Source organism: Amycolatopsis saalfeldensis, from assembly GCF_900110575.1.
Taxonomy (GTDB): Bacteria; Actinomycetota; Actinomycetes; order Mycobacteriales; family Pseudonocardiaceae; genus Amycolatopsis; species Amycolatopsis saalfeldensis.
In genome coordinates this window covers 257,586-280,428 of the sequence record NZ_FOEF01000003.1, presented here as the reverse complement: position 1 = coordinate 280,428, position 22,843 = coordinate 257,586, and the positions used below count along the sequence as shown (strand labels likewise).

23 protein-coding genes are annotated in these 22,843 nt (G+C 72.0%); 13 read left to right on the top strand and 10 right to left on the bottom strand.

The annotated features are described in order from the left end of the window. Positions 1–103: 103 nt before the first annotated feature. Positions 104–1,507: an NAD(P)/FAD-dependent oxidoreductase gene (locus BMY97_RS47745; protein ID WP_281246894.1), complete on the bottom strand. Its 1,404-nt coding sequence runs from the start codon at positions 1,505–1,507 to the stop codon at positions 104–106. Positions 1,508–1,939: 432 nt separating this feature from the next. Between BMY97_RS47745 and BMY97_RS08950 the strand changes: the two genes are divergently transcribed. From BMY97_RS08950 to BMY97_RS08940, 3 genes are all read left to right on the top strand, one after another. Further along, entirely contained in the window at positions 1,940–2,584 is a 645-nt protein-coding gene (locus BMY97_RS08950) for a GntR family transcriptional regulator (protein WP_091616226.1), read from the top strand. Then, positions 2,581–3,780 (top strand): MFS transporter, encoded by a 1,200-nt coding sequence (locus BMY97_RS08945; RefSeq protein WP_091615298.1) that lies wholly within the window; start codon positions 2,581–2,583, stop codon positions 3,778–3,780. Before BMY97_RS08950 ends, BMY97_RS08945 begins: the two co-directional genes overlap by 4 nt. Positions 3,781–4,065: 285 nt before the next feature. Next, positions 4,066–7,440 (top strand): S8 family serine peptidase, encoded by a 3,375-nt coding sequence (locus BMY97_RS08940; RefSeq protein WP_245787232.1) that lies wholly within the window; start codon positions 4,066–4,068, stop codon positions 7,438–7,440. 70 nt (positions 7,441–7,510) lie between these two features. Here the strand turns inward: BMY97_RS08940 and BMY97_RS08935 are convergent, their stop codons facing one another. Then, complete coding sequence (locus BMY97_RS08935) at positions 7,511–8,578, bottom strand: TetR/AcrR family transcriptional regulator (protein WP_091615292.1); 1,068 nt, start codon at positions 8,576–8,578, stop codon at positions 7,511–7,513. Between the two features lie 92 nt (positions 8,579–8,670). Here BMY97_RS08935 and BMY97_RS08930 point away from each other — a divergent pair, with 92 nt between their 5' ends. From BMY97_RS08930 to BMY97_RS08915, 4 genes are all read left to right on the top strand, one after another. Then, positions 8,671–9,852 (top strand): cytochrome P450 family protein, encoded by a 1,182-nt coding sequence (locus BMY97_RS08930; protein WP_245787231.1) that lies wholly within the window; start codon positions 8,671–8,673, stop codon positions 9,850–9,852. Between the two features lie 102 nt (positions 9,853–9,954). After that, positions 9,955–10,551 (top strand): HdeD family acid-resistance protein, encoded by a 597-nt coding sequence (locus tag BMY97_RS08925; protein ID WP_091615287.1) that lies wholly within the window; start codon positions 9,955–9,957, stop codon positions 10,549–10,551. Positions 10,552–10,595: 44 nt separating this feature from the next. Next, complete coding sequence (locus BMY97_RS08920; protein WP_091615285.1) at positions 10,596–11,147, top strand: DUF6069 family protein; 552 nt, start codon at positions 10,596–10,598, stop codon at positions 11,145–11,147. A gap of 56 nt (positions 11,148–11,203) precedes the next feature. Beyond that, entirely contained in the window at positions 11,204–11,689 is a 486-nt protein-coding gene (locus tag BMY97_RS08915) for a hypothetical protein (RefSeq protein ID WP_091615282.1), read from the top strand. A 31-nt stretch (positions 11,690–11,720) separates the two neighbouring features. Here the strand turns inward: BMY97_RS08915 and BMY97_RS08910 are convergent, their stop codons facing one another. Genes BMY97_RS08910 through BMY97_RS08900 form a run of 3 tightly spaced genes read right to left on the bottom strand, consistent with a single transcriptional unit; the run spans position 11,721 to position 13,625 of the window. Continuing rightward, positions 11,721–12,206 carry a YbaB/EbfC family nucleoid-associated protein gene (locus BMY97_RS08910; RefSeq protein WP_091615279.1) on the bottom strand — a complete coding sequence of 162 codons (486 nt, stop codon included), beginning with the start codon at positions 12,204–12,206 and terminating at the stop codon, positions 11,721–11,723. After that, positions 12,206–13,240, bottom strand: a complete 1,035-nt coding sequence (locus BMY97_RS08905; protein ID WP_091615277.1) for a hypothetical protein — start codon at positions 13,238–13,240, stop codon at positions 12,206–12,208. The genes BMY97_RS08910 and BMY97_RS08905 overlap by 1 nt, the downstream gene beginning before the upstream one ends. Before the next feature lies 1 nt (position 13,241). Further along, the gene (locus BMY97_RS08900) at positions 13,242–13,625 is read right to left on the bottom strand and encodes a hypothetical protein (protein ID WP_091615274.1); all 384 of its coding nucleotides are present in this window, start codon (positions 13,623–13,625) and stop codon (positions 13,242–13,244) included. A gap of 191 nt (positions 13,626–13,816) precedes the next feature. Between BMY97_RS08900 and BMY97_RS08895 the strand changes: the two genes are divergently transcribed. Next, positions 13,817–14,146, top strand: coding sequence for a putative quinol monooxygenase (locus tag BMY97_RS08895; protein ID WP_091615271.1), 330 nt, complete (start codon positions 13,817–13,819; stop codon positions 14,144–14,146). A gap of 6 nt (positions 14,147–14,152) precedes the next feature. Here the strand turns inward: BMY97_RS08895 and BMY97_RS08890 are convergent, their stop codons facing one another. Beyond that, positions 14,153–14,965 carry a DUF1295 domain-containing protein gene (locus tag BMY97_RS08890; protein WP_091615267.1) on the bottom strand — a complete coding sequence of 271 codons (813 nt, stop codon included), beginning with the start codon at positions 14,963–14,965 and terminating at the stop codon, positions 14,153–14,155. 60 nt (positions 14,966–15,025) lie between these two features. Here BMY97_RS08890 and BMY97_RS08885 point away from each other — a divergent pair, with 60 nt between their 5' ends. Beyond that, on the top strand, positions 15,026–15,529 hold the full coding sequence (locus BMY97_RS08885; protein WP_091615265.1) for an EXPERA domain-containing protein: 504 nt from the start codon (positions 15,026–15,028) through the stop codon (positions 15,527–15,529). A 21-nt stretch (positions 15,530–15,550) separates the two neighbouring features. Here BMY97_RS08885 and BMY97_RS08880 read toward each other — a convergent pair whose 3' ends face one another. Continuing rightward, positions 15,551–16,111 (bottom strand): D-alanyl-D-alanine carboxypeptidase family protein, encoded by a 561-nt coding sequence (locus BMY97_RS08880; RefSeq protein ID WP_091615262.1) that lies wholly within the window; start codon positions 16,109–16,111, stop codon positions 15,551–15,553. A 154-nt stretch (positions 16,112–16,265) separates the two neighbouring features. On the opposite strand from BMY97_RS08880, the gene BMY97_RS08875 reads away from it, so the two are divergent. The 3 genes from BMY97_RS08875 to BMY97_RS08865 are packed head-to-tail and all read left to right on the top strand — an operon-like array spanning position 16,266 to position 18,906. After that, a complete protein-coding gene (locus BMY97_RS08875; RefSeq protein ID WP_091615259.1) occupies positions 16,266–16,958 on the top strand; it encodes a response regulator transcription factor in 693 nt (230 codons plus the stop codon). Further along, positions 16,955–18,373 carry a sensor histidine kinase gene (locus BMY97_RS08870; protein WP_091615256.1) on the top strand — a complete coding sequence of 473 codons (1,419 nt, stop codon included), beginning with the start codon at positions 16,955–16,957 and terminating at the stop codon, positions 18,371–18,373. Before BMY97_RS08875 ends, BMY97_RS08870 begins: the two co-directional genes overlap by 4 nt. Continuing rightward, the gene (locus BMY97_RS08865; RefSeq protein WP_245787230.1) at positions 18,373–18,906 is read left to right on the top strand and encodes a hypothetical protein; all 534 of its coding nucleotides are present in this window, start codon (positions 18,373–18,375) and stop codon (positions 18,904–18,906) included. The genes BMY97_RS08870 and BMY97_RS08865 overlap by 1 nt, the downstream gene beginning before the upstream one ends. A 25-nt stretch (positions 18,907–18,931) precedes the next feature. Here the strand turns inward: BMY97_RS08865 and BMY97_RS08860 are convergent, their stop codons facing one another. After that, entirely contained in the window at positions 18,932–20,134 is a 1,203-nt protein-coding gene (locus BMY97_RS08860) for an MFS transporter (protein WP_091615254.1), read from the bottom strand. 153 nt (positions 20,135–20,287) lie between these two features. On the opposite strand from BMY97_RS08860, the gene BMY97_RS08855 reads away from it, so the two are divergent. Further along, positions 20,288–20,878: a TetR/AcrR family transcriptional regulator gene (locus BMY97_RS08855; protein ID WP_091615251.1), complete on the top strand. Its 591-nt coding sequence runs from the start codon at positions 20,288–20,290 to the stop codon at positions 20,876–20,878. A gap of 39 nt (positions 20,879–20,917) precedes the next feature. Here the strand turns inward: BMY97_RS08855 and BMY97_RS08850 are convergent, their stop codons facing one another. Together BMY97_RS08850 and BMY97_RS08845 are read right to left on the bottom strand one after the other, a co-directional pair. After that, positions 20,918–22,021 (bottom strand): Gfo/Idh/MocA family protein, encoded by a 1,104-nt coding sequence (locus BMY97_RS08850; protein WP_091615249.1) that lies wholly within the window; start codon positions 22,019–22,021, stop codon positions 20,918–20,920. Further along, positions 22,018–22,752, bottom strand: a complete 735-nt coding sequence (locus BMY97_RS08845) for a sugar phosphate isomerase/epimerase family protein (RefSeq protein ID WP_091615248.1) — start codon at positions 22,750–22,752, stop codon at positions 22,018–22,020. The genes BMY97_RS08850 and BMY97_RS08845 overlap by 4 nt, the downstream gene beginning before the upstream one ends. Positions 22,753–22,843 lie beyond the last annotated feature (91 nt).

The window sequence follows — 22,843 nt, the reverse complement described above, 5'->3', positions numbered from 1 at the left end:
GCGGGCCGGCGGCGTTCGCCATTGTGTAGTCACACCGCCTCCTGTGTTCTGCGGGACACCCGCACCCGGGTCGGCGGTGCGACCGGCGTCCGCCATTGTGTGCTTACACCGCCTCCCGGCTGAAACGATCGGCGCGGAACGGCGTCAAGTCCAGGTCCGGCGTCGCCCCGGTCAGCTGTTGCGCGATGAGGTGACCGGTCGCCGCGGCCAGGCCGATGCCCGCGCCCTCGTGTCCGCAGGCGTGCACCAGCCCGGGCCGGCGCGGATCGACGCCGATCACCGGCAGGTGATCCGGGCAGTACGGCCGGAAGCCGAAGTAACCGCGCAGCAAGGCGACGTCGGCCAGGAACGGGAACACACCGAGCGCCTGAGCGGCCAGCTTGCGCACGATCGGCAGCGAGAACTGCCGATCGAAGCCGACGCGCTCGCGGCTGGCGCCGATCAGCACCGTGCCGGCGCGGGTGCCCTCGACCACCACGGACGTCTCGAGCCCGGCGTCGCCACTGGCCACGTTCGCGACGTAGTCCGCGGTGTAGACCTTGTGCCGGACCACCCGCGGCAACGGCTCGGTGACCAGCACGAAACCCCGCCGCGGCAGGACCGGGATCGGCGCACCGGCCAGCGCGGAAACCGGACCGCCCCAGGTACCGGCCGCATTGACGACCCACCGCGCCCCGAACTCGCCACGGTTGGTGACCACGCCGCCCAAAGCCGCAGGTTCCGCGGTGCTGCCAGCCCGAGCTGCGCCAGGCCCAGCGCTGCCATGCCCAGCCCTGCCAGCCGGCGTCCTGCCGCCCGAAGCGGGGCCATTCCCAGCCGCACCGCCCAAAGCCGCGCCTCCACCAGCACCGCCAACCCCAGCACCACCAGCCGAAGCCCTCCCGCCCGAAGCGGGGCCATTCCCAGCCGCACCGGCCAAAGCCGCTCCAGCGCCGCGAGCCGAAGTCCCGCCCACCAAAGCCGCGCCATCCAAAACACTCCCGTCGCGCAGGCGGAACGCGAGCACCTCGGTGTCCGTGTGCAAGGTGGCGCCGAGTGCACGCGCGGCGCGCAACAGCTCAGCAGCAGCCAGCATCGGCTGCACCTGCATGTCCTGGGGGTAAAAAGCGCCCGCGCACACCTCGGGCGTCAGATTCGGTTCCAGTTCGGCCAGTTCCGCCGCGGACACGTCGACCGCCTCGACGCCCAGGCCGCGCTGTTTCGCCGTCAGCACCGCCAAACCGCGAGCCGCTTCGGGCGATTGTGCGACGACCACCCCGCCTTTGTGCTCCAGTTCGAACGCGCCGGGCCCGAATCGCTCCCCCAGCTCACCCCAGAGCCGCGTCGACAGCAGTGCCAGGTCCAGTTCGGGGCTTGGCGATTTGTCGGACACGAGGATGTTGCCTTCGCCGCCGCTGGTGGTTCCGCCGGCGACGCCGCCGCGGTCCAGCACCGCGACCCGCAGGCCCGCCGCCGCGCAGAAATACGCGCACGCGGCGCCGACCACCCCGGCCCCGACGATCAGCACGTCCGGGTGTTCTCGCACCGTCACGACAGTAGTATGTCACATTGCACAATCGAAGACGTGCTCTCCGCGTCACGCGGCCGGGAACTGGTAGTCCCGCTCGATCCGGCCGGCGGGGGGTCGGCAGCAGGACGATCGTTCCGCTCCACTGTGGACTCCCGCCGCCGACCGGGACCAGGTGGGTGGTGAAGACCAGCTCGTCGTGGCCGCGGCAGGGGTTCTCGGAGGTGCACTCCACCGCGTCCTCGTCCCAAAGGCGGCCGACGGCGGCGCAGCCCGGCGTCCGGCTCGTTCCAGACGGCGGCGAAATCAGTCAGGACGGCGTTGACATTCAAGTCAGTGTTGATATCGGTCATGGCAGCGACGCTAAGCCGCGTCAGTGAACCCGGGCACCATCATAGATACAAGCTAAGATGCATGCTAGCGTCCATGGTCATGACCCCCGCCAAGAACACCGCGCCCGGCGCCGCCGACCGGGCTTACCGGCTGACGAAGGAGCTGGTGCTCACCGGCGAGCTGCCGGGCGGGCACCTGTTCAGCGAAGGCGAGATCGCGGAACGCCTCGGCGTCAGCCGGACGCCCGTGCGGGAAGCGTTCCTGCGCCTGCAGGTCGAGGGGTTGCTGAACCTGATCCCGAAACGCGGCGCCGTCGTGGTGCCCGTGCCGCCGGGCGAGGCCGAAGACGTGCTCGACGCGCGGGAGGCCGTCGAGGCCGCGGCCGTGCGGCGGCTCGCGCGCCGGCCCGACCTGATCCCCGATGCACTGCAACAGCTGCGCACCGTGCTCGACACGCAGCGCGCGCACGCCGACGCCGGAGACCTGCCCGCGTTCGCCGAGGCCGACGAACTGTTCCACCGCACCATCGTCGCCGCCGGGGGCAACACGCTGCTGCTCGACTTCTACACCACGCTCGCCGACCGCCAGCGCCGGATGAACGTGCACGCGCTGCGCCCGATCCCGGCCCGCCTGCCCGAGGTCGTCGAGGAGCACACTGCGCTGATCACGATCATCGAGGCCGCCGACGCCGACGCGTTCGCCCCCGCTCTGCGCGCACACCTGGACGGGGTCCACCGCCGATGACAACCACCGCCACCCGGGCCGTCGAGAGCCGCAGCACGGCCTGGTTTCCGGCCGCCGCCGCGGTTTTCGCCTGCGGCTGGGGCGGCAACCAATTCACCCCGTTGCTGGTGATGTACAAGGACGCGGGCTATTCCACTTTCACGGTCGACGCGCTGCTGGGCGCGTACGTGATCGGGCTCATGCCCGGGCTGCTGTTGTCCGGCCGTCTGTCCAATCGCTACGGACGCCGCCCGGTGATGCTCGCCGGCACCGTGCTTTCGCTGGCCGCCAGCGCGCTGATCGCACTCGGCCCGCTGGGCGTCGCCTGGATCGCCGCCGGGCGGTTCGCCACCGGGGTCGCCGTCGCGGTGGCGATGGCCGTCGGCTCGACCTGGATCAAGGAGCTGTCCGACGCTGCCGGAGGCGCTCCCGACCTCGGCACCCGCCGCGCCGCGCTGTGCCTCACGCTCGGCCTCGGCATCGGCCCCGGCGCGGCCGGGGTGCTCGCGCAGTGGGCGCCGTGGCCGATGGTGCTGCCGTTCGCCGTCCACATCGGACTCACCGTGGTGGCGCTGGCCTTCGCGTTGCGGGGCCGGGAAACACTGGGCCGGACGACGACCCTCCCCCGCACCCGGCCGGTGACCACCCGGCATCCCCGCTTCCGCCGGGTGATCCTGCCGATGGCGCCGTGGATCTTCGGCTCGTGCGGCGTGGCGTACGCGATCATGCCGCAGCTGGTCGACGATCAGCTGGGCTCGTGGTCCCTCGCCTACTCGACCCTGCTGACGGTGTGCGCCGTCGGCGCGGGTGTCGGCATCCAGCCGATCGCGAAACGCGTGGACCGCGCCACCAGCGCCCGCGCGGTACTCACCGGCATGACCGTGCTGTGCGCGGGCCTCGCGCTCAGCGCGTTCGCCGCCGCCGTGCGCTCACCATGGCTGGCGCTGGCCACCGCACTGGTGCTCGGCACGGCGTACGGCATCGCGGTCGTGTCCGGGCTGCTTGAACTGCAACGCCTGGCACGGCCGGACGAGATCGCCGAGCTGACCGGTATTTACTACGCGCTGGCATATATCGGTTTTCTGCTGCCTTCGTTACTCGCGGCGCTCAGCGGGGTGGCCGGTTACCCGGTGCTGCTCGGCGGTCTGGTCATCGTGGCGCTCGCCGGGACCCTCGTGATCGCGCGGAACTCCCGCAGTCACCTTCCCGTGACCTGAATACAATTCTCGAAAACAGCCCATAAAAACCAAAAGGGACTCACCGCGCGAGCCGGGGCGGAATTCGGTCTTTTTTGTCGGATTTCTTCACCACTATTGTCGCTTGTGGATCGACGAGGGGTCCGAAATAGTTCTCCCACAGGGAAATCAGGCGGGCACAACCGCGCCCGATTTCGTCGGGGCCAGTAACTTTCAAACCCTTCGAGTAGGAAGTGGGAGCTGCACATGCGGCGTTCCTCGCGATCCGTTCGCGCCCTCGTCATAGCCGCGACGGGAGGTTTGGCCTTGGCCAGCTTGACTCAGCTGGGCACCGGCCAGGCCGCCGTCGCCGCGCCGAGTGCCACCGCGGCCGATGCCGCGCCTCAGTCGGTGATCGTGGTCCTCAACAACCAGCTTCCCGACGCGCCGCCCACCAAGGCGGCTTCGGGCGCCCGGCGCACTGAGGCCACTCAGCAGCAGGAGTCCGTGCTCGCCAAGCTCACCGGCGCGGCCCCGGCCAAGGTGAAGCACTTCGCGCTCGGCAACGCGTTCTCCGCCACGGTGACCTCGGCCCAGGCCGCCCAGCTGGCGCAGGACCCGGCCGTCGCCCAGGTGCTCCCGGACAGCAAGGTGACGCTGCCCGACGCGAAGCCGGCGCCCGGCGCGGACAGCAAAGCCCCGAAGGCCCAGGACAAGGCGGCCCCCCAGGCGCCCGGCACGATCTGCCCGGCCGACCCGGCCAAGCCGCTGGTGGAGCCCGAGGCGCTGACCTCGATCCACGCCTACAGCACCGACGGCTCGAAGAGCGCCTCGGACCTGGCGACCGGGGCGGGGGTGAAGGTCGCGTTCCTCGCGGACAACATGGACCCGAACTACGCGGACTTCATCCGCCCCGACGGCTCCCACGTCTTCTCCGACTACCAGGACTTCTCCGGTGACGGCCCCGCCACCACCGACTCCGGCGCCGAGGCCTTCGGCGACGCCTCGTCGATCGCCGCGCAGGGCACGGTCGTGCACGACCTGTCGAAGTTCGTGAACGAGAACCACCCGCTGCCCGCGGGCTGCAACATCGTCGTCAAGGGCGTCTCCCCCGGCGCGAGCCTGGTGGGCCTCAACGTCTTCGGCTCCACCGCCACGAACTCCGCGGTGCTGCAGGCGATCGACTACGCGGTGACCGTCGACCACGTCGACGTGATCAACGAGTCGCTGGGCCTGAACCAGTACCCGGATGCCAGCTCCCGCAACCTGTTCCAGGTGTTCAACGACCAGGCCGTGGCCGCGGGCGTCACCGTCACCGCCTCCAGCGGCGACGCGGGCATCACCTCGACCATCGGCAGCCCGGCCACCGACCCGCTGGTGATCTCGGCCGGCGCGACCACCGACAACCGGCTGTACGCGCAGACCACCTACGCCGCCTTCCCGTTCTCCAACGGCAAGTGGGTCAACGACAACATCTCCGCGCTGTCGTCCGCGGGCATCACGCAGAACGGCCGCACGATCGACCTGGTCGCGCCCGGTGAGGGCAACTGGGCCGACTGCGCGCCCGCGTACGCCGAATGCCGGAACTTCAAGACCGTGCCGCAGCCGACCGACCTCGAATCCTTCGGCGGCACCAGTGAATCCGCCCCGCTGACGGCCGGCGTCGCCGCGCTGGTCATCCAGGGCTACCGCGGCACGCACCACGGCGCGTCGCCGACGCCCGCGCAGGTGAAGCAGTTCATCACCGGCACCGCGCACGACCTCGGCCTGCCCGCCGACGAGCAGGGCTCCGGCCTGCTCGACGCCCGCGCGGCCGTCGAAGCGGCGCTGACCTCGCCCGGCACGACCGGTGCCCCGGCGGGCGCCGCGTCGAACATCGCCCTCTCGACCGACCAGCTCACCCTGGAAGGCGCGCCGGGCAGCACGCAGAACGCCACGGTGAAGGTGACCAACGTCGGCAGCAAGCCGCTGACGGTGAGCGCCGGCACCCGCACCTTCGCGCCGCAGTCCTCGCAGACGCAGACCACCGCGTTCGACTCGGCCAAGCTGCCGACTTTCCCTTACTACAACGGCACGAACTGGGCGTACAAGAAGGTCACCTTCAGCGTGCCCGCGGGGGCGCAGCGCCTGCTTTCGCGGATGGCGTGGCAGGGCAGCCCGAAGACGGTCAACGGCCAGTCCGTCACCCCCGTGGTGCGGCTGACCCTGATCGCGCCGGACGGCACCTTCGTGGCCAACAGCCGCCCGCAGGGTGGCGCGGCCACGGCGAACTACGCGAACGTGGACGTCACGCGCCCGGCCGCCGGCACCTGGACCGCGGTGCTCTACTCCGCGTCCGGCCCGACCGGCTACACCGGTGACATCCAGCTGAGCAACGACACGCAGCGAGCCGTCCCGTACGGCCAGGTCTCGCCGCAGGTGCTGAGCCTGAACCCGGGCCAAACCCAGCCGGTCAAGGTCTCGCTGGCCACCCCGGCCACGGGCGGCGACGCGGACTACTCGGTGACCTTCGGCAGCTCCGACGGCCACCAGACCACCCTGTCCGCCGTGTTGCGCTCGCTGATCCCGACCAAGAACGGCTCGGGCGGCTTCGGCGGCACGATCACCGGCGGCAACGCGCGGGCGGTCTCGCCGGCGCAGACCTTCAGCTACGAGTTCGACGTCCCCAAGGGCAAGAAGGACCTGGACGTCGCGCTGAAGCTGCAGGACCCGGGCACGCTCGTCGACGGCGTGCTGGTCGACCCGAACGGTGAGTTGGCGGACGTGAACAGCAACGTGTTCCTCAGCGCGCCGAACAAGCTCTCGCAGGGCACCACGCTCCAGCTGACCGACGCGAACCCGTTGCCGGGCCGCTGGCACTTCGTGGTCGTGGTGCAGAACCCGGTGACCGGCAAGCAGATCGACCAGCCGTTCACCGGCACGGTGGGCTTCGACCAGGTTTCGGTCAGCGCCCCGGCACTGCCGAACTCGGCGTCGAAGAAGCTGGCCGCCGGCCAGGCCGTGACCGTCCCGGTGACCGTGCGCAACAACGGGATCGAGCCGGTCGCCATCGGCGTCGACGCGCGTACCAACAGCCGGCAGACGCTGCAGCCGCAGCCGCTCGGCGGCTCGACCGAGGTGGACCTGCCGGAGCTGAACGCCAACGCCCCGGTGTACTCGATCCCGCCGGACACCAGCAAGTTCACCGTCGCCACCTCGTCGACGGTGCCGGCGCAGGTGGAGATCCAGGGCTCGGCCGCGGGCATCGACGTGCTCGGCGACCTGAAGTCCGCGCAGGCGGGCAGCACGGTCTCCGTCGCGACGATCGGCGAGAAGCAGGGCTACGTCACGAAGGGCATCTGGTTCGCCGACGTGCAGGAGATCGGGCCGTTCGGTCCCTCGGGCGCGCCGGCCGGGCACGCCTCGTACACCGCGTCGATCCAGACCGCGGGCTTCGACGCGGCCGTGACGTCGTCCACCGGTGACCCGTACGACCAGTCGGTGAACCCGAACGGCACGGGCGGCACCCCGATGATCGTGAAGCCGGGCCAGACGGTCACGGTTCCGGTGACCATCACGCCGTCGGGCAAGCACGGCGCCGCGGTGGCGGGCCACCTCAACCTGGTGACCGTGCCGACCCTGCCGACCGGGGTGACCGGCCTGCCGCAGGAAGGCACCGGCGAGGTCCTCGCGACCCTGCCGTACAGCTACCAGGTCGGCTGAGTTTGCAGTCCTTTCCAGACGGCCGGGCCGTCGGTCCCTTGTGGACCGGCGGCCCGGCTCGTTCCCGGGGTCAGCCCGGCCGGACCGCCCCGGTCGCGACGGCGTGACAAGCGCCGAAACCCTCGGCCCGCAACACAATCCGCCCGTCCCGGATCCGCACGGCGGTCTCGGTCGCATCGCTCACCGCCGTCACCCCCGCGGCCGCCGCCAGCGCCCCCGCGTCGTCCCGGACCACCTGGGCCCGTGGCCACGTCGACGCCGGGAACGCTTGCTTCAGGTGGCCGCGCAGCTCGGCGAGAGCCAGCTGCGTCAACGGCGACAGCTCGGCGGGCTCGCCCGTCACCACGGCGATCGTGACCGAGTCCCCCGCCGGAGCCGCGCGGATCGCCTCCTCCGCCGCGGAAAGCCGGTGCAGGCCCAGCACCGCCACCACCCCGTCGCCGTCCATCGCGGCGGCCGAATCCCGCAGCGAGTCGACGGCCGAAGGCGGCGTCCACCGCTCGTCCACCGGCCGCGCCTGCGCCACGATCGGCGGCTCCGGCGGCCATTCGTCGGGCAGCCCCAGCCCCGGCAAGGACTCGCAGACGCGCACGACGTTGAACGGCTCGCCGAAGCCCGGCGCCACGGCCGCGAGCCGGCTCGCCCCGTGCAGCGTGGTCAGCGCGGCTTCCGCGACGCGCACGAGCCGCCCGTCCCGTGGTGCCAGCCGTTCCAGCGCCAGCCCGAGCGTGATCGCCTCGAAGCGCATCAGCTGCGCGTACGGGCGGCGGGTCAGCTCGTCGGCCAGGATCTCCGGCATCAGGTCGGCGCCCAGCCGCGCCCCGGGGTCGGTGGCCAGGGGCAGCCGGGCGACCCACGCGCCGGCCAGCGCGCCGAGTGCTTCGGCGGGGCTGAGCGCGGGGTCCTGACTGCGCGGCCCGGCCGAATCCCGCTCAGCCGCCGCGGCCAGCACCGCGAAGTACAACGCCCGTTTGCCGGGGAAGTTCGAGTAGACGGCACCGCGGGTCAGCTCCGCGCGCTCGGCGATGACGTCGATCTTGGCGTCGCGGAAGCCCCGCTCGGCGAACTCGTCACGCGCGGCTTCGAGCACCTTCGCGCGGTTGCGTTCCTGGGTCTCCGCCCTGGTCAGCCGGGCCATCGTCCTCCTCACCTCGGAAAACCCCGGAAAGCCTCGGGATGCTTGCCCAAGATACCGTCACCATGCATATGATGAGAGCATCTGATCTGAACATGCGAAATGGGGACCCGATGGCGCCCGTCCAGGAAGTGCCCGAGATCGAAGTGCCCGAGATCGACCTGACCGACCCGGCCGTGCAGCGGGATCCGTTCGCCGCGTACGGCGCCGCCCGCGAACGCGGCCCGGTGGCGCGCCTGACCGGTTTCGGCCCGATGTGGGTGGTGACGCGGCACGAGGAGGCCCGCGCGATGCTCACCGACCCGCGGTTCGCGCTCGGCGCCGCCAGCTACCAGCGGCCCGAGGTGCCCGAGCACTGCGTGCCGTACCTGCGCACGATGCAGGAGATGGAGGGCGAGGAGCACGGCCGCCTGCGCCGGCTCGTCTCCCCCGCGTTCAGCGCGCGCCGGGCGCTGGAACTCCGGCCGCGGATCGAGCGGATCGTCGAGCGGCTGCTGGCCGCCCTGCCCGCCGGCGGACCGGTGGACCTGCTGCGGGACTTCGCCCAGCCGTTGCCGATGGAGGTGATCTGCGAGCTGGTCGGGGTCCCCGAGGCCGACCGGCCGCGCTGGCACGAATACGGCCGGACCGTCCTCGCGGGCGCGGGCCCGGGGTTCGCCGCCGCGGTGCCGGGCATCATCGACGGCGCGCGCGAGATCGTCGCGGGGCCCGGCCGCGATCTGGTCGCCCTGCTCAAAACCGTGGCCGGGCTCGCGGAGCGGGAACTGGTCACGCTCGTCTGGCAGCTCGTGCTGGCCGGGCAGACGCCGGCGAACCTGATCGCGAACGCGATCGAGGCCCTGCTGGCCCACCCGGGCGAGCTGGCCGCCCTGCGCGCGGACCCGGCGCTGCTGGCCGGCGCCGTCGACGAGCTGATCCGCTGGTGCGGCCCCGCGCTGCTGACGATTCCGCGGCAGGCGACCGAAGACCTCGAGCTGCACGGCGTGCCGATCCGCGCCGGCGAGCCCGTCACCGCGTCGATCGCGGCGGTCAACCGCGACCCCCGCGCCTTCGACGACCCCGAGCGCCTCGACGTCCGCCGCGCCCCCGGCGGGCACCTCGGCTTCGCGTACGGCCCGCATTTCTGCCTCGGCGCCTCGCTCGCGCGCGTCCAGACGGAGGTCGCGCTCGGCGCCGTGCTGCGGCGGTTCCCCTCGCTCGCGATCACCGAGCCCGGCGCGCACCGGGCCCCCGACCCCGGCACCTGGCGCCTCACCGCACTGCCGGTGACCGGCTGACGTCCATTTCGGACACCTATCGGGTGAATACCGGAGCAGTGCCCCGGACTCCTCGCGCTGCTAGCGTTTTCCCAGGTCTTCGTCCTCTCCTGGGAGCCGCACATGTCCGCGTTCATGGCCGCATCCGCCCTCGACCCCCGCCGGGCCTGGCCGCTGGTCGCGGCCCGCGGGGCCTTCGCGGTGCTCTTCGGCATCCTCACCCTGGTTTGGCCTGGCGTCACCGTGCTGGCGCTCGCGATCGTCTTCGGGGTGTACGCGCTTTTCGACGGCATCAGCGCGATCGTGCAGGCGTTCCGGCCGGGAGACGGCGCGCAACGGGCCGCGTACGGGCTGCTCGGTGCGCTCGGCGTGATCGCGGGGGTGCTCGCGCTGGTGTGGCCGGGCACGACCGTGCTCGTGCTGGCGACGCTGGTGGGCGCGTGGGCGGTGGTCACCGGCATCGCGGAGATCGTCGCGGCGGTGCGGCTGCGCAAGCAGATCACCGGCGAGGCGTTCCTCATCGTCGCCGGCGCGCTGAGCGTGCTCGCCGGGGTGCTGGTGCTCGTGCACCCCATCGCGGGCGTGCTCGGGATCGCCGTGCTGATCGGGATTTACGCGGTGCTGTACGGGGTCATGCTGATCGTGCTGGCGTTCCGCCTGCGCGGCCTGCCGGAGCCCGGGGCCTCCGGGGCGTCGGAACAAGCGCCCGCGGCCGGATAGCGGGACAATGGCCCGGTACGGCTCGCGCAACGGAGGGATCCGTGATGGCCCAGTACCCGCAGAACGGCGGTTACGACCGCGACGTCCGGACGGGGGTGGACGCGGCCAGGCTGTGGGCGGGCGGCGTCGCGACGGCGGTGGTGGCCGCGCTGGTCGCCATCGTCGGCCTGCTGATCGCCCGCGGCCTGTTCGAAGTGCCGGTGCTCGCGCCCAAGGGCGAGGGCATCTGGGGGAACGCGAGCACCCCGACGTACGCGATCTCCGCCGCCGTCGCCGCGCTGCTCGCCACCGGGCTGATGCACCTGCTGAGCGTCGCGACGCCCGCGCCGGGGCAGTTCTTCGGCTGGATCATGGTGCTGGTGACGCTCATCGCGGTCGTGCTGCCCCTGACCCTCACGGTCGAGCAGAGCGCGAAGATCGCGACGGCCGTGATCAACCTGGTGATCGGGCTGGTGATCGCGATCGTGGTGAACAGCATGGCCGCGAACGCGCGCACCCTGCACCACCGCAAGCGCCGCGAGACCCGCGCCGCCGACGCCCCGACCCGGCAGTGGAACGAGCCGCCGCAGCCGCCGTCGTCCTACTACGACCGCTGAGGCAACCGTTGTCCTCCCCCGTGCGTGAGAACGGCACAACGGAGGGGCAGGAAACCATGTTCACGGAACTCATCACCGGCGCGGCCCTGCTGGGCTCGACCCTGCTCAGTCCCACCGCCGCACCGACGAGCGTCGGCTGGTCCCTGTGGCCCGCGGAAGTGGCGCCGGGCGGCGAAATGCACGTCGAGACCTACGCCGCGCAGGGCGGTGGCTGCAGTCCGGCGGGCCCCGTCACGTCACCCGGCTTCGCCGCTCCGATCATCTGGACCGACGGTGGCAACTTCGGTTATGCCGGCGGCAAAGGCAAGGCCGGCACCCGTCCCGGCCACTACACCGCCACGTTCACCTGCACGGACGGCCGGGTCGCGACGGGCACGTTCACGATCACCGGCACCCCGCCGACTTCTTCGCCCACCCCGCCGCCTTCTTCGCGGCCGAGCAGGCCTTCTGCCCCTCCCGCCAAGCACCACCAGGTCGCGGTCCGCCCGGCCGGAGCGCCGCAGACCGGCGGTGGCGCGCCGGCGACGTCGTTCACCCCCTGACCGTCCTTTAAGGACGAAATGGCCGGGCCGGTCACCAGGCCTGGTCGAAGCGCACGCCCTTGCCGTACCAGTCCTCGTCCGCGACCGGGCCGGGCTCGGGCGGCGCCGGAGCCACGTCGCCCGAACGGTCGCGGAGGTACTCGCCGGGGAAAGCGGGCCCCGGCGCGGAATCCCCGGTGGCCGGATCTTCGGCGGCGACCTCGTTTTCGGGGATCTCCGGCGAAAACCCGGCCCGCCAGCGCAGGCGGTCCATCAGGTAACCCGTCGTGCCCAGCGGCGCCAGCAGCTCCCCCGTGCGGCGGGCCGAAATGCGCTGCGCCTCGGCGTACGTCCGGAGCACCAGCTCCGCGATCTCGTGCGGGGACATCTCCCGCACGGCGTCCGACAGGCGCAGCGCGGTCAGCACGCCGTCGGTGTTCACCGAGACGCCCGCCGCGCCGTCGGGCGACGTGACGTCGGCCGACAGCGCGGACAGGGCGGTCACGAGCGAATCGCGGTCCGGAGGCGGCGGGGTCATCAGCCGAGCGTGCCCGGGGACATCGGGCGGGACAGGCCGCCGTCCGGCGCGATGTCGACGTTCTCCCGGCGCACCTTGTCCTCCGTGCCCTTCGGGGTGTTCGAGGTCTCGAAGTTGCCCGGGTCGAACGAGTCGCCGGGGCTCACGTCCGGCGGGGCCGGGATCTTCGGCAGCTGGTCGCCGTGCGCGCGGATGTTCGCGGCCAGCCGGCCCGAAGAGCTCTGCATCCCGGTCCGGATCTTGTCGACGTGGTCGAAGAAGCTCTCGTAGATCTCCTTGGCACTGCTGCCTTCGACCGCGGCGCCCTGCTCGGCGACCAGCTCGTTGAGCCCCGCGCCGGCACCGGCGGCCGCGGCCTGGATGCCCTTGGCGGCGAGGGTGACCGTCACCCCCGCGGCGGCGGGCGCGGCCGCGACGACCAGCATCGTCGTCAGCGTCGTGACGAAGGCCGCCGCGAGCACCCGCGACCACGAGATCTCGCCCTGCTTCGACTTTTCCTCAGCCCACTTCTGCGCGGTGTCCTTGAACGTGGCCGCGAGGCTGTTGAGGTCCGAACGGGCGCCCCACACGGCGTCGCGCGCCGCGATGACGCCGCTCTCCAGCACCGAGATCTCCGTCGCCATCCGGTCGTAGGTCGCGTGCAGCTCGTCGAGGTAGGTCTTGACGTTCTCGGCGGCCGTGCCGCGCCACGACTCCATCTGCTGGCGCGCCCGGGTGAGGTCGGTCAGCGGCTCGTTGCCGAACGTCTTCCAGACCTGCTCGTAGCTGTTGACCATGGACTGGAGGCCGTCCGCGGAGTCCGGCTCGATGTCGGCCTCGGAGAACTCCCGGAAGACGTCCGCGATCGCCTCCTGCTGCTGTTCGTAGAGGCCCTCCATCATGTTGTAGGCCATCCAGTCGCCGTACTTCAGCGCCAGCAGGCCGTCGAGCGCGTCGTTGGCGCCGTCGAGCAGGTCGTCGCTGATGCCCTCGAGCAGCGCCGAGCGGTCCTCGTCGCCGGAGGAGGACTGGATGCCGAAGTAGTCGTCGCCCATGTCAGTTCCCCTCCAGCTGCGCGGCCGCGCGGTTCACGCGGGTCTTCGCGTCCGCGTCCGCCTCCTCGTACAGGTCCGCGACCTCGAGCAGCGCCCGGCTCGACTGCTGGGTGGTGAACGCCAGCTTCGCCAGCGCCTCCTCCACCTTCTGCCGGTGGTACTCGTAGGCCGACTTCACGTCGCGCATCCCGAGCGAGCGGCCGAACGCGGTCTGCGCGCCGCCGCCGAACGGCATCAGCGAATCGATCAGGTCCGCGGGCCCCGAAGAGCCCGGGACGTCGAGCTTCTTGACGCCGTCGCGCGCCGCGGTGGCGCCGTCGCCCGCCTTGCCCACCAGCCCCGAAGCGCCGCGCAAGTCGTCGAGGTCGGTCTCGAAACCGATCATGAGTCAAACCCCCAGTTCGTCGTGGATTCCGCCCCCTCGCCGGAAATCGCCGGTATGACGGCGAAAACCCGAGTTTAGTTCACCTCTTCGGAGGGGGTGTGCGCCGGATCACTCCCGCGGTCCGATCGCGGGCCCGCGCCCGCCGGTGGAGGATGGGGTGCCGGATTCCCGCTCGCGAAAGGACCGCTGCCATGATCTTCATCGTCGTCAAGTTCCCTGTGCTGCCGGAGAAGAGCGACGACTGGCTTTCGATCGTCGCGGACTTCACCGCCGGCGTCCGCGCGGAGCCGGGCAACCTCTTCTTCGACTGGTCACGCAGCGCCGACGACCCGAACGAATGGGTGGTGGTGGAGGGCTACCGCGATCAGGAAGCGGCGGTGGCGCACGTCAGCTCGGCGCACTTCAAGACCGCGATGGCCACGCTGCCGGACGCGATCTCCGCGACGCCGCGGATCATCAACACCCAGGTGCCCGGCGAGGACTTCGGCGACATGGCGGAATTGAAGCCCCGCAACGCCTGAGCGGCTTCAGGCCCCGGCTGCGGCACGCCGCGGCCACCACGGCACGATCGGCGACGTCCGGCGCTGGTAGTCGGCGTACTCCGGGTAGCGGCCGCGCGTGATGCTCTCGGTGAACACGGTGGAGCCGACGAAGAGCAGGGTCAGCAGGACCGCGCCGGCGATCGTCCAGGTGACCGCCGCGGCGGCGGCAACGCCGAGGAAGCACACCATCCACCACTGGGCCTGCTCGAAGAAGAAGTTCGGGTGCCGCGAGAAGCGGAACAGCCCGCGCTGCAGGAAACGCGGGTCGGGCGTCCGGCCCGCTTCCTGCTCGCGCGCCTTCCACTGGTGGAAGTCCCACTGCTGCTGGTCCGCCACCGTCTCGCCGGCCAGGAAGGCGAGGCCGATCACCGCCACCACAACGTCCCAGGCGCCGAACGGCGAACGGTTTTCCAGCGCGGTCCAGGCGGGCAGGGTGATCAGCAGCAGGATCGCGTTCTGGTAGATCGTGATGAAGAAGAGGTTGAACAGCTGGAACTGCCAGGGCCGCATCTTCGCGCGCAGTACCGCCCACCGGTAGTCCTCGCCGCCGCGCGCGTAGCCGCCCTTGCGCGCGAAGTTGAAGGTCAGCCTCGCGCCCCACAGCGCCACGAGGACGAACATCACGTCCAGCCGCGGGTCGGCGAACCCGGCGGCGCCGGCGAAGATCGCGACGTAGGCCACCGGCACGAGCGACCAGATCCGGTCCACCCACGAGTACTCCCGCGTGATCACCGACAACAGCCAGCAGACGGCGCAGACCCCCGCGAACACCCAGAGGCAGACCTGAAACGCGTTCATGCGGGCACTCTACTGGCGCGCCGCCCGGGAGGCCCGCTCTCGCCTGCCTAGAATCCGCTCATGACCGCGCCCGCGAACCTGCCGCTGAAGACCCGCCGGGCCGACATCTTCTTCGCGGTCCTGTTCGCCGCGTTCACGGTGACGTCGCTGATCAGCGACCTGCTGCCGACCGTCGGCGTGGACTTCTCGCAGCCGTCCTCGAACTTCTTCGTGCAGTCCAACTACTGGTATGCCCACGACGCCGACGTGCTGTTCATGCACCCGCCGGACTGGATGCGGATCGTCACGGGCCTCTCGGCCTTCGTCTACATGCCGTTCTACGTGCTGCTCGTGTACTGCCTGCTGACCGGGCGGAACTGGATCCAGCTGTTCGCGGTCATCTACGCGACGATGATCGTCACACTCACCGGCGTGGTGGTGTTCGGCGTGGAGTTCTTCGGCGACCCGGCGATGCGCACCGGGAACCCGGGCAAGTTCCTCGCCTTCAACCTGCCGTACGTGCTGGTGCCGTTGCTGCTGCTGATCCGGATGCGCAAGCCGCTGCCGTTCACGCGCCGGTTCTGAAGACTGTCCACACCGGACGGATCAGACGACCCATTCCCCGGTGCGGACCCGCGGCCGGCCGTCCGCCGGCGCCCCGGCCCCCGGATACGGCAGGCGCGGCGGCGGGCAGAGGTGGTACTCGAAGTGCCACCACTCGTTGTCGTAGCGGCGATGCAGGTGGTGGACCCCGCCGTGGCGCTCCAGCCAGGCGGCGCCCTCGGTCGGGCGCACGTCGAGGGCGAGGCCGCTGACGTGCGTCGACTCCGCGGGCGGCAGCACCAAGCGGCAGGCCTCGCGGACGGAGCCGGTGCGGCGGACCTCCTCGCTGAACAGGCGGTGCTGCTCGGCCGCGTCCCGGTGGCCGGAGGTGAGGCCGATCAGCTGGCCGTCGCGCCAGAACGCCTCGGTGCGCGCCGCCGTGAACGCCTCGCGGACGGCCGGCACCAGCCCGGTCAGGTCCTCGGCCGGGAACCGCAGGCCGAGCGCCCACTGGCAGGCCAGGTAGCAGGCCCGCCCGGGGGCCCGCAGGAAGGCGAACGGGAGCAGCAGGACGGCCAGCACCCGCGTTACCACCGCATAGAGCCGGGCTCGGGAGAAGATCATGCGATTCATGCTCGGCGGCCAATGTGCACGGGCGACCCCTGCTCGGTCCGCATCCGTCGACAGCTTTGTAACAGCCGCGTAAGCATCGCCGTTTGTTACCGAACGATGACACTCCGCTGACGCGGTCGTAGGCGCCACTGCAATAGTGGAGCCCATGCCCCGGGTGTTGCTGATCGAAGACGACCAGGCCGTGCGAGACGGCCTGCAGCTCGCGCTGACCTACCAAGGTCACACGGTGGAAGCCGTGGAAACGGGGGAACTGGGCCTGCAGCGCCTCACCTCCGACGTCGCCGACGTGGTGGTGCTCGACCTGATGCTGCCCGGCATGGACGGCTTCGAAGTGTGCCGCCGGATCCGCGCGGGCGGCGATCTGCCGATCATCATGCTCACCGCGCGCAACGACGACATCGACGTGGTCGCCGGGCTCGAGGCCGGCGCCGACGACTACGTGGTGAAGCCCGCGCAGGCCCGTGTGCTGGAGGCCCGCATCCGCGCCGTGCTGCGCCGGACCGCGAGCGAGCCGCGGCCGGCCGAGTCGAAGACGGAAGCCGAACGGCACGGGGCGCTGACCATCGACCGGGCCGGCCTCGTCGTCGCCAAGCACGGCGAGCCGGTCGGCCTCGCGCCCACGGAGCTGCGGCTGCTGCTGGAGCTGTCCGCGGCGCCCGGGCGGGTGCTGAGCCGGCAGCAGCTGCTGGAATCGGTGTGGGATCAGGGTTATCTCGGCGACTCGCGGCTCGTCGACGCCTGCGTGCAGCGGCTGCGCTCGAAGATCGAGGACGATCCGGCGGCGCCGGTGTACGTGCAGACGCTGCGCGGCTTCGGCTACCGGTTCGGCCCCCTGTGAAGGGATGGTCCGACTGGGGCTTGCAGACGCGGCTGCTGTCCGCGTTCGCCTTGCTGAGCGTGGTCACGGCGGCCGCCGTGGCCGGTTTCGGCTACGTGCAGGCCCGCACCACGATCCTGCAGAGCGCGCAGGACAAGGCCGTGATCGAGGTGACGAACCGGATCGAGCAGCTGTACCCGTTGACGACGCTGACGCCGACCGCGAGCGACCTGACGACGATGGCCGGCCACGTCGCGGGCCGGGGCGACAGCGCCGTGGCGGAGTCCGGTGGCCAGGCCGCCGGCGGTATGGCCCCCTCCCTGGTCAGCGCGGAACTGCACCGCCGGGTGCGCACCGGCATCGTGGCCTGGCAGCGGATCGACTACGACGGTCATCCGGGGCTGGTGATCGGAACCCAGCTGCTGGTCAAGGACCCTTCGGGGGCGGGCGGCACCCGGCCGTCCGGGATCGAGGTGTACGTGGTGCGCGGGCTGGACTCGGAAGCCGCGAGCATCGGCGACCTGGCGCGCGGCGCGTGGTTCACCGGCGGCGCCGCGCTGGTGCTCGCGATGCTGCTGGCGCTGCTGGCCGCGCGCAGTGTGCTGCGGCCGGTGCAGGAGCTGCGCCGGGCCGCGCACCGGCTCGGCGAGGGCGAGCTGACGACCCGGCTGGAGGTGCGCGGGTCCGACGAGCTGGCCGGCGTGGCCCGGACGTTCAACACCACCGCCGAATCCCTGCAGCGCCACGTCGGCGAGCTGGAGCGGATGGAGGCGGACGCCCGGCGGTTCGTCGCCGACGTCTCGCACGAGCTGCGCACGCCGCTGACCGCGATGACCGCGGTCACCGACCTGCTCGACGCCGAGGCCGCGGCCCTGCCCGGGCCCGCCGGGCAGGCGGCGCGGCTGGTCAGCCAGGAGACGCACAACCTGACCCGGCTGGTGAACGACCTGATCGAGGTGACCCGGTTCGACGCCGGCTCGGCCGCGCTGGCGCTGGACGACGTCGACGTCGCCGAGGCCGTCGGCGCCACCTTGCGCGCCCGCGGCTGGGCGGCGGAGGTGGCCACGGAACTGCCGCCCGGCGTCCGGGCCCGGCTGGACCCGCGGCGGCTCGACGTGATCGTCGCGAACCTCGTCGGCAACGCGCTGCGCCACGGCGCACCGCCCGTCACGGTGCGGCTCTCGGCCGAGCCGGACCGGCTGGCGATCGAGGTCACCGACGAGGGTCCCGGCCTCGACCCGGATGTGCTGCCCCACGTGTTCGACCGGTTCTACAAGGCCGACACGGCCCGTTCCCGGTCCGAGGGCAGCGGCCTGGGCCTCGCGATCGCCTGGGAGAACGCCAGGCTGCACGGCGGCGCCCTCACCGCGGCCAACCGTCCCGAGGGCGGCGCCGTCTTCACCGTCCGCCTCCCCCGCGACCCAGGAGGTGCTTGATGCGCACCGGAAAACCGTTGCCCGGAAAGGAAAACCCGAACGCCGGAGGGACGGGGCGGGCGGTGTGCCGGATCGGGCTGGTGGCCGTGGTGGCCGTGGTGCTGGCCGGCTGCGGGGTGCGGCCCAGCGGGGTGATCCCCGGGGGCCCGGCGCCGAGCGGGCCGGTCGTCCCGGAAAGCTCGCAGAGCACCGTGCTCTACTTCGTGCTGGGCGGACAGCCGACCGCGGCGCAGCGGCAGGGGACGACGACGTCGCCGGGCGGTGTGCTCACCCTGCTGGCGGAGGGGCCGGACGACGCCGAGCGGGCGGCGGGCCTGACCACCGAGGTGCCCGCGAACGCGGCCCCGGCGTCGGTGTCGATGGCGCCGGGGGACGTCACGGTGGCGCTGGGCCTCGACGTCCAGTCACTGTCCACAATGGCCACCCAGCAGATCGCTTGCACGGTGGGGCACCTGGGTTCCGCGCCCGGCGCGGCGGCGGTGACGCTGACCGGCGGCGGCCACCGCCGGGGGCCGCTGACCTGCCCGTTCTGACCTGCCCGTTCTGACCCCGCCGAGCTCAGCCGACCTCGGCGGGCTCACGGTCGCGGCGCCGGGTCAGCACCGGGGCGAACACCACGGCCAGCACGCAGAGCACAAACGGCACGGCGAAGGCGACGTTCAGCGGCATCCACCGGGTGAGGCCGCCGATCAGGGCGGGGCCGGCCAGCAGGCCGACGTAGCCGAGGCCGACCACCTTCGCCATCAACGCGCCGGAAGCGCGGGTGTCGAGGTTGCCCGCCGCGGTGAACAGCTGCGGCACCCCGCCGGACAGGCCGAGGCCGAACAGCGCCCAGCCCACCAGCGCGAGCGGCACCCACGGCGAGAGCGAAGCGATGGCGAGCCCGAAGGCGGCGAGCGCCGAGCCGTAACGCACGATCGCGGCCGGGCCGACCAGCGCGGCCACCCGGTCGGTCGCGAACCGGCCCACGGTCATCGCCACGGCGAACGAGCCGTAGCCCAGTGCGGCGGTGGCCGCGGACGTGCCCAGCACGTCCTGCAGGTGCAGCGCCGCCCAGTCGTTCGCGACGCCCTCGGACAGCATGAGCGCGAACGCCAGCGCGCCGAGCAGCCACACCAGGCGCAGCGGCGGCCGGACCCGCTCGGCCGGACCCGCCGCCGTCCCGGCCGGCTCGGGCTCCGCCGGTTCCGCGTTGAGCAGGAACCGCCCGGCCACCAGGGAAAGGACCACGCACAGCGCGCCCGTGCCGCCCAGCGCGGCCGCCGTCGGGATCCCGGCCTTGAGCACCGCCGCGCCGGCGAACGCGGCGATCGCCCCGCCGATCGACCACATGGCGTGGAACGAGGCCATGATCGGCCGCGGGTACGCGCGCTCGACGACCACGGCGTGGGAGTTCATCGCGACGTCGATCGAGCCGTTGAAGAATCCGAACGCCACCAGCGTGAGGCCGAGCGACCACCAGCTGCCGGCGAGCCCGGGCCCGATCAGCGCGAGCCCGAGCAGCACGCCGGACACCGGCAGGACCAGGCGCTGGCCCCACCGGTCCGCGAGCGGGCCCACCACCTGCATCCCGGCGAACGCGGCCGCGCCGAGCACCAGCAGCAGCACGCCCAGCGTGCTGTGCGAGATGCCGGTGGAGCGCTCGACCACGGGGATGTGCACGACCCACATGCCGACCGCGAACCCGTTCAGGGCGAAGAAGGTCCAGGTCGCGACGCGGGCGGCGCGGGGCAGCCCGGTGCGCGAAGGGCGATCGTTCATGATGGGCGGTTCCTCCTGGGGTGTGGTCCTGCCGATGATGCCACGAAACCCGGTAGTTCGTACAACCCGATTGTTCGAACGATCACTGTGATTGTTCATTTCGGGTCTGCGGCATGATGGTCGGGTGCATGTCGCCGAACCGATAGACATCCCGTGAGCGGGGGCTACCTCAAGGGCCGGATCCGCCGCGAGGACATCATTTCGGCGGCCGCCACCCTGTACGGCGAAGCCGGCTACCACGGTTCGTCGCTGCGGGAGATCGCAAAGCGCGTCGGCATCAGCCATGCCGGCCTGCTGTACTACTTCCCCACCAAGGAGGCGCTGCTCGCCGCCGTGCTGGTGCGCCGGGACGCCGAGGACTCCGAGCGTGAGCAGCTGAACGTGCCGCCGGGCCTGGAGGTGCTCCGCCACTTCGTCGCGCTGGCCGGGCACAACGTGCGCCACCCCGGCATCGTCGACCTGTACTCGCGCCTGGCCGCCGAAGCGGTGGCGCCCGACCACCCGGCGCACAGCTACTTCGAGCGCCACTACGAGCAGGCGCGCGAGAGCGTGGTCGAGTCGTTCCGCGTGCTGTCCGCGAGCGGCGAGCTGCGCGAAGGCGCCGACCCCGAGTACGCGGCGCTGACGTTCATCGCGCTGATGGACGGGCTCCAGGTCCAATGGCTCACCGCCCCCGACCGCGTCGACCTCGTCGGCTCCCTGCGCTTCTACCTGCAGAACCTGCTCACCGTGCCGCTCGGCTGAGCCGTCCCGGCGCGGGTGCCGCCGCGCCGGGACGGCCGGCTACAGGGTCGCGGCGTACGGGTCCCAGCCCTCCGGCAGGGCGGGCGGCACCTCGACCGTGCTCTCCACTTCGACCGACTGGCCGCGGGTGATCGACTCGTCGATGGCGAGCATCGCGTCGAGCACGTGGTAGGCCAGCTCGCCGGACGCGCGCTCCGGCACCCCGGCCCGGATCGCGCGGGCCAGCTCCAGCGCGCCGGTGCCTCGCGAGGCCGCATGTCCTTGCGCGGCAAGCTCTTCCGGCTCCCCGGCCCCGAGCAGGTGCAGCCGCGTGGCGCCGTCGAACCGGTTCGGGTCGGGCAGCACGGCGGTGCCGAGCGTGCCCGACACCTCGACGAAGCCCGTGCGGGTCAGCGCCGAATCGAAGCTCAGCACCACCTGCGCGCTGCCGCCCCGGGTGAACTCGACGAGCGCGGTCACCGTGGTCGGCACGGTCACCGGGAACCCGGTGCCCGCGCGCGGGCCGGAGCCGATCACGCGGGTCGCCCGCGCCTGTCCCCCGGCCCCGGTGACCCGGTGGATCGGGCCGAGGAGCTGGACCAGCTCGGTCAGGTAGTACGGCCCCATGTCGAGCAGCGGCCCGCCGCCGGCCTGGAACAGGAACTCCGGCGCCGGGTGCCAGCTCTCCGGCCCCGGCGTCTGGAACAGCGCCAGCGCCGTGCGCGGCTCGCCGATGCGCCCGGCGTCCACCGCGCGCCGGGCCGTCTGCAGCCCGGCGCCGAGCACGGTGTCCGGCGCGCTCGCGACGCGCAAACCCTTCTCCCGCGCGCGGTCCAGCAGTTTGCGCCCGGTCTGCCGGTCGAGCGCGAGCGGCTTCTCCGCCCACACGCTCTTGCCCGCGTCCAGAATGGACAGTCCGACCTCGACGTGCGCGGCCGGGATCGTGAGGTTCACGACCAGCTCGATCTCCGGGTGCGCGAGCAGCTCGGCGACCGTGGTCCCTTGCGGCACACCGTGTTTGGCCGCCTGCGCCGCCGCCCGACCGGCCTCGAGGTCCGCGACGGCGAGCACCCGCACGTCCGGGAACGAGGTGAGGTTCTCCAGGTAGGTGTCACTGATGACGCCGGCGCCGATCACGCCGACGCCGACCGGTCCGGTGCTCACTTCTCGGCGTCGGCGAGGAAGGCGAAGCTGCCCGCGACGGCTTCGAAGATGTCGCCGTCGTAGCGGTCGAACTCCACCACGCGCAACGCGTCCGGCGCCGCGGCGAGGATCTCCGCGAGCGGCAGGGCGCCCTGGCCCGCCGGGACCTGGCCGGAGGCATCGGTGGCCAGCGCCCCGTCCTTGACGTGGATGGCGCGCACGCGGTCGCCGAGCCGGCTGAGCAGCCCGGCCGCGTCCTCGCCGCCCGCGGTGGCCCAGTAGGCGTCGACCTCGAGCGCGACCGCCGGGTCGAGCTGGTCGGCGAACACCTCGAACGCGCTGCGCCCGCCGATCCGGGACTCCAGCTCCCACCAGTGGTTGTGGTAGCCGACCGTGATCCCGTGCTCCGCGGCGGTCTTCGCGGCCGCGTTCAGCGCGGCGGCGGTGGCGGCGATGTCGGCCGGGTCCTGCCACTGCTCCGGCTTGACCAGCGGGTCGATCACGATCCCGATGCCGAGCGATTTCGCGGCGGTGAACACGGCCTCCTGGTCGACGCCGATCAGCTGCGCGTGCGCGGTCGGCGCGGTGAGCCCGTTGGCCGGCAGCCCGGCGGCGAGCGCCTCGACGTTCTCGACCACGCCGTACGGCTCGACCTGGGTGAACCCGATGGCGGCCAGCCGCCGCAGAACGTCCGCCGGATCGGTCGCGAACACGTCACGCACCGAGTACAGCTGCACGGAGACCTTGCCCATTCCAGCTCCCTTGCCTCGCGGGGTCGACGGCCGCGAAGGACGGCGTCGGAAGATTTCTACCACCTGGTCAAAATTCACACCAGACGCTGAC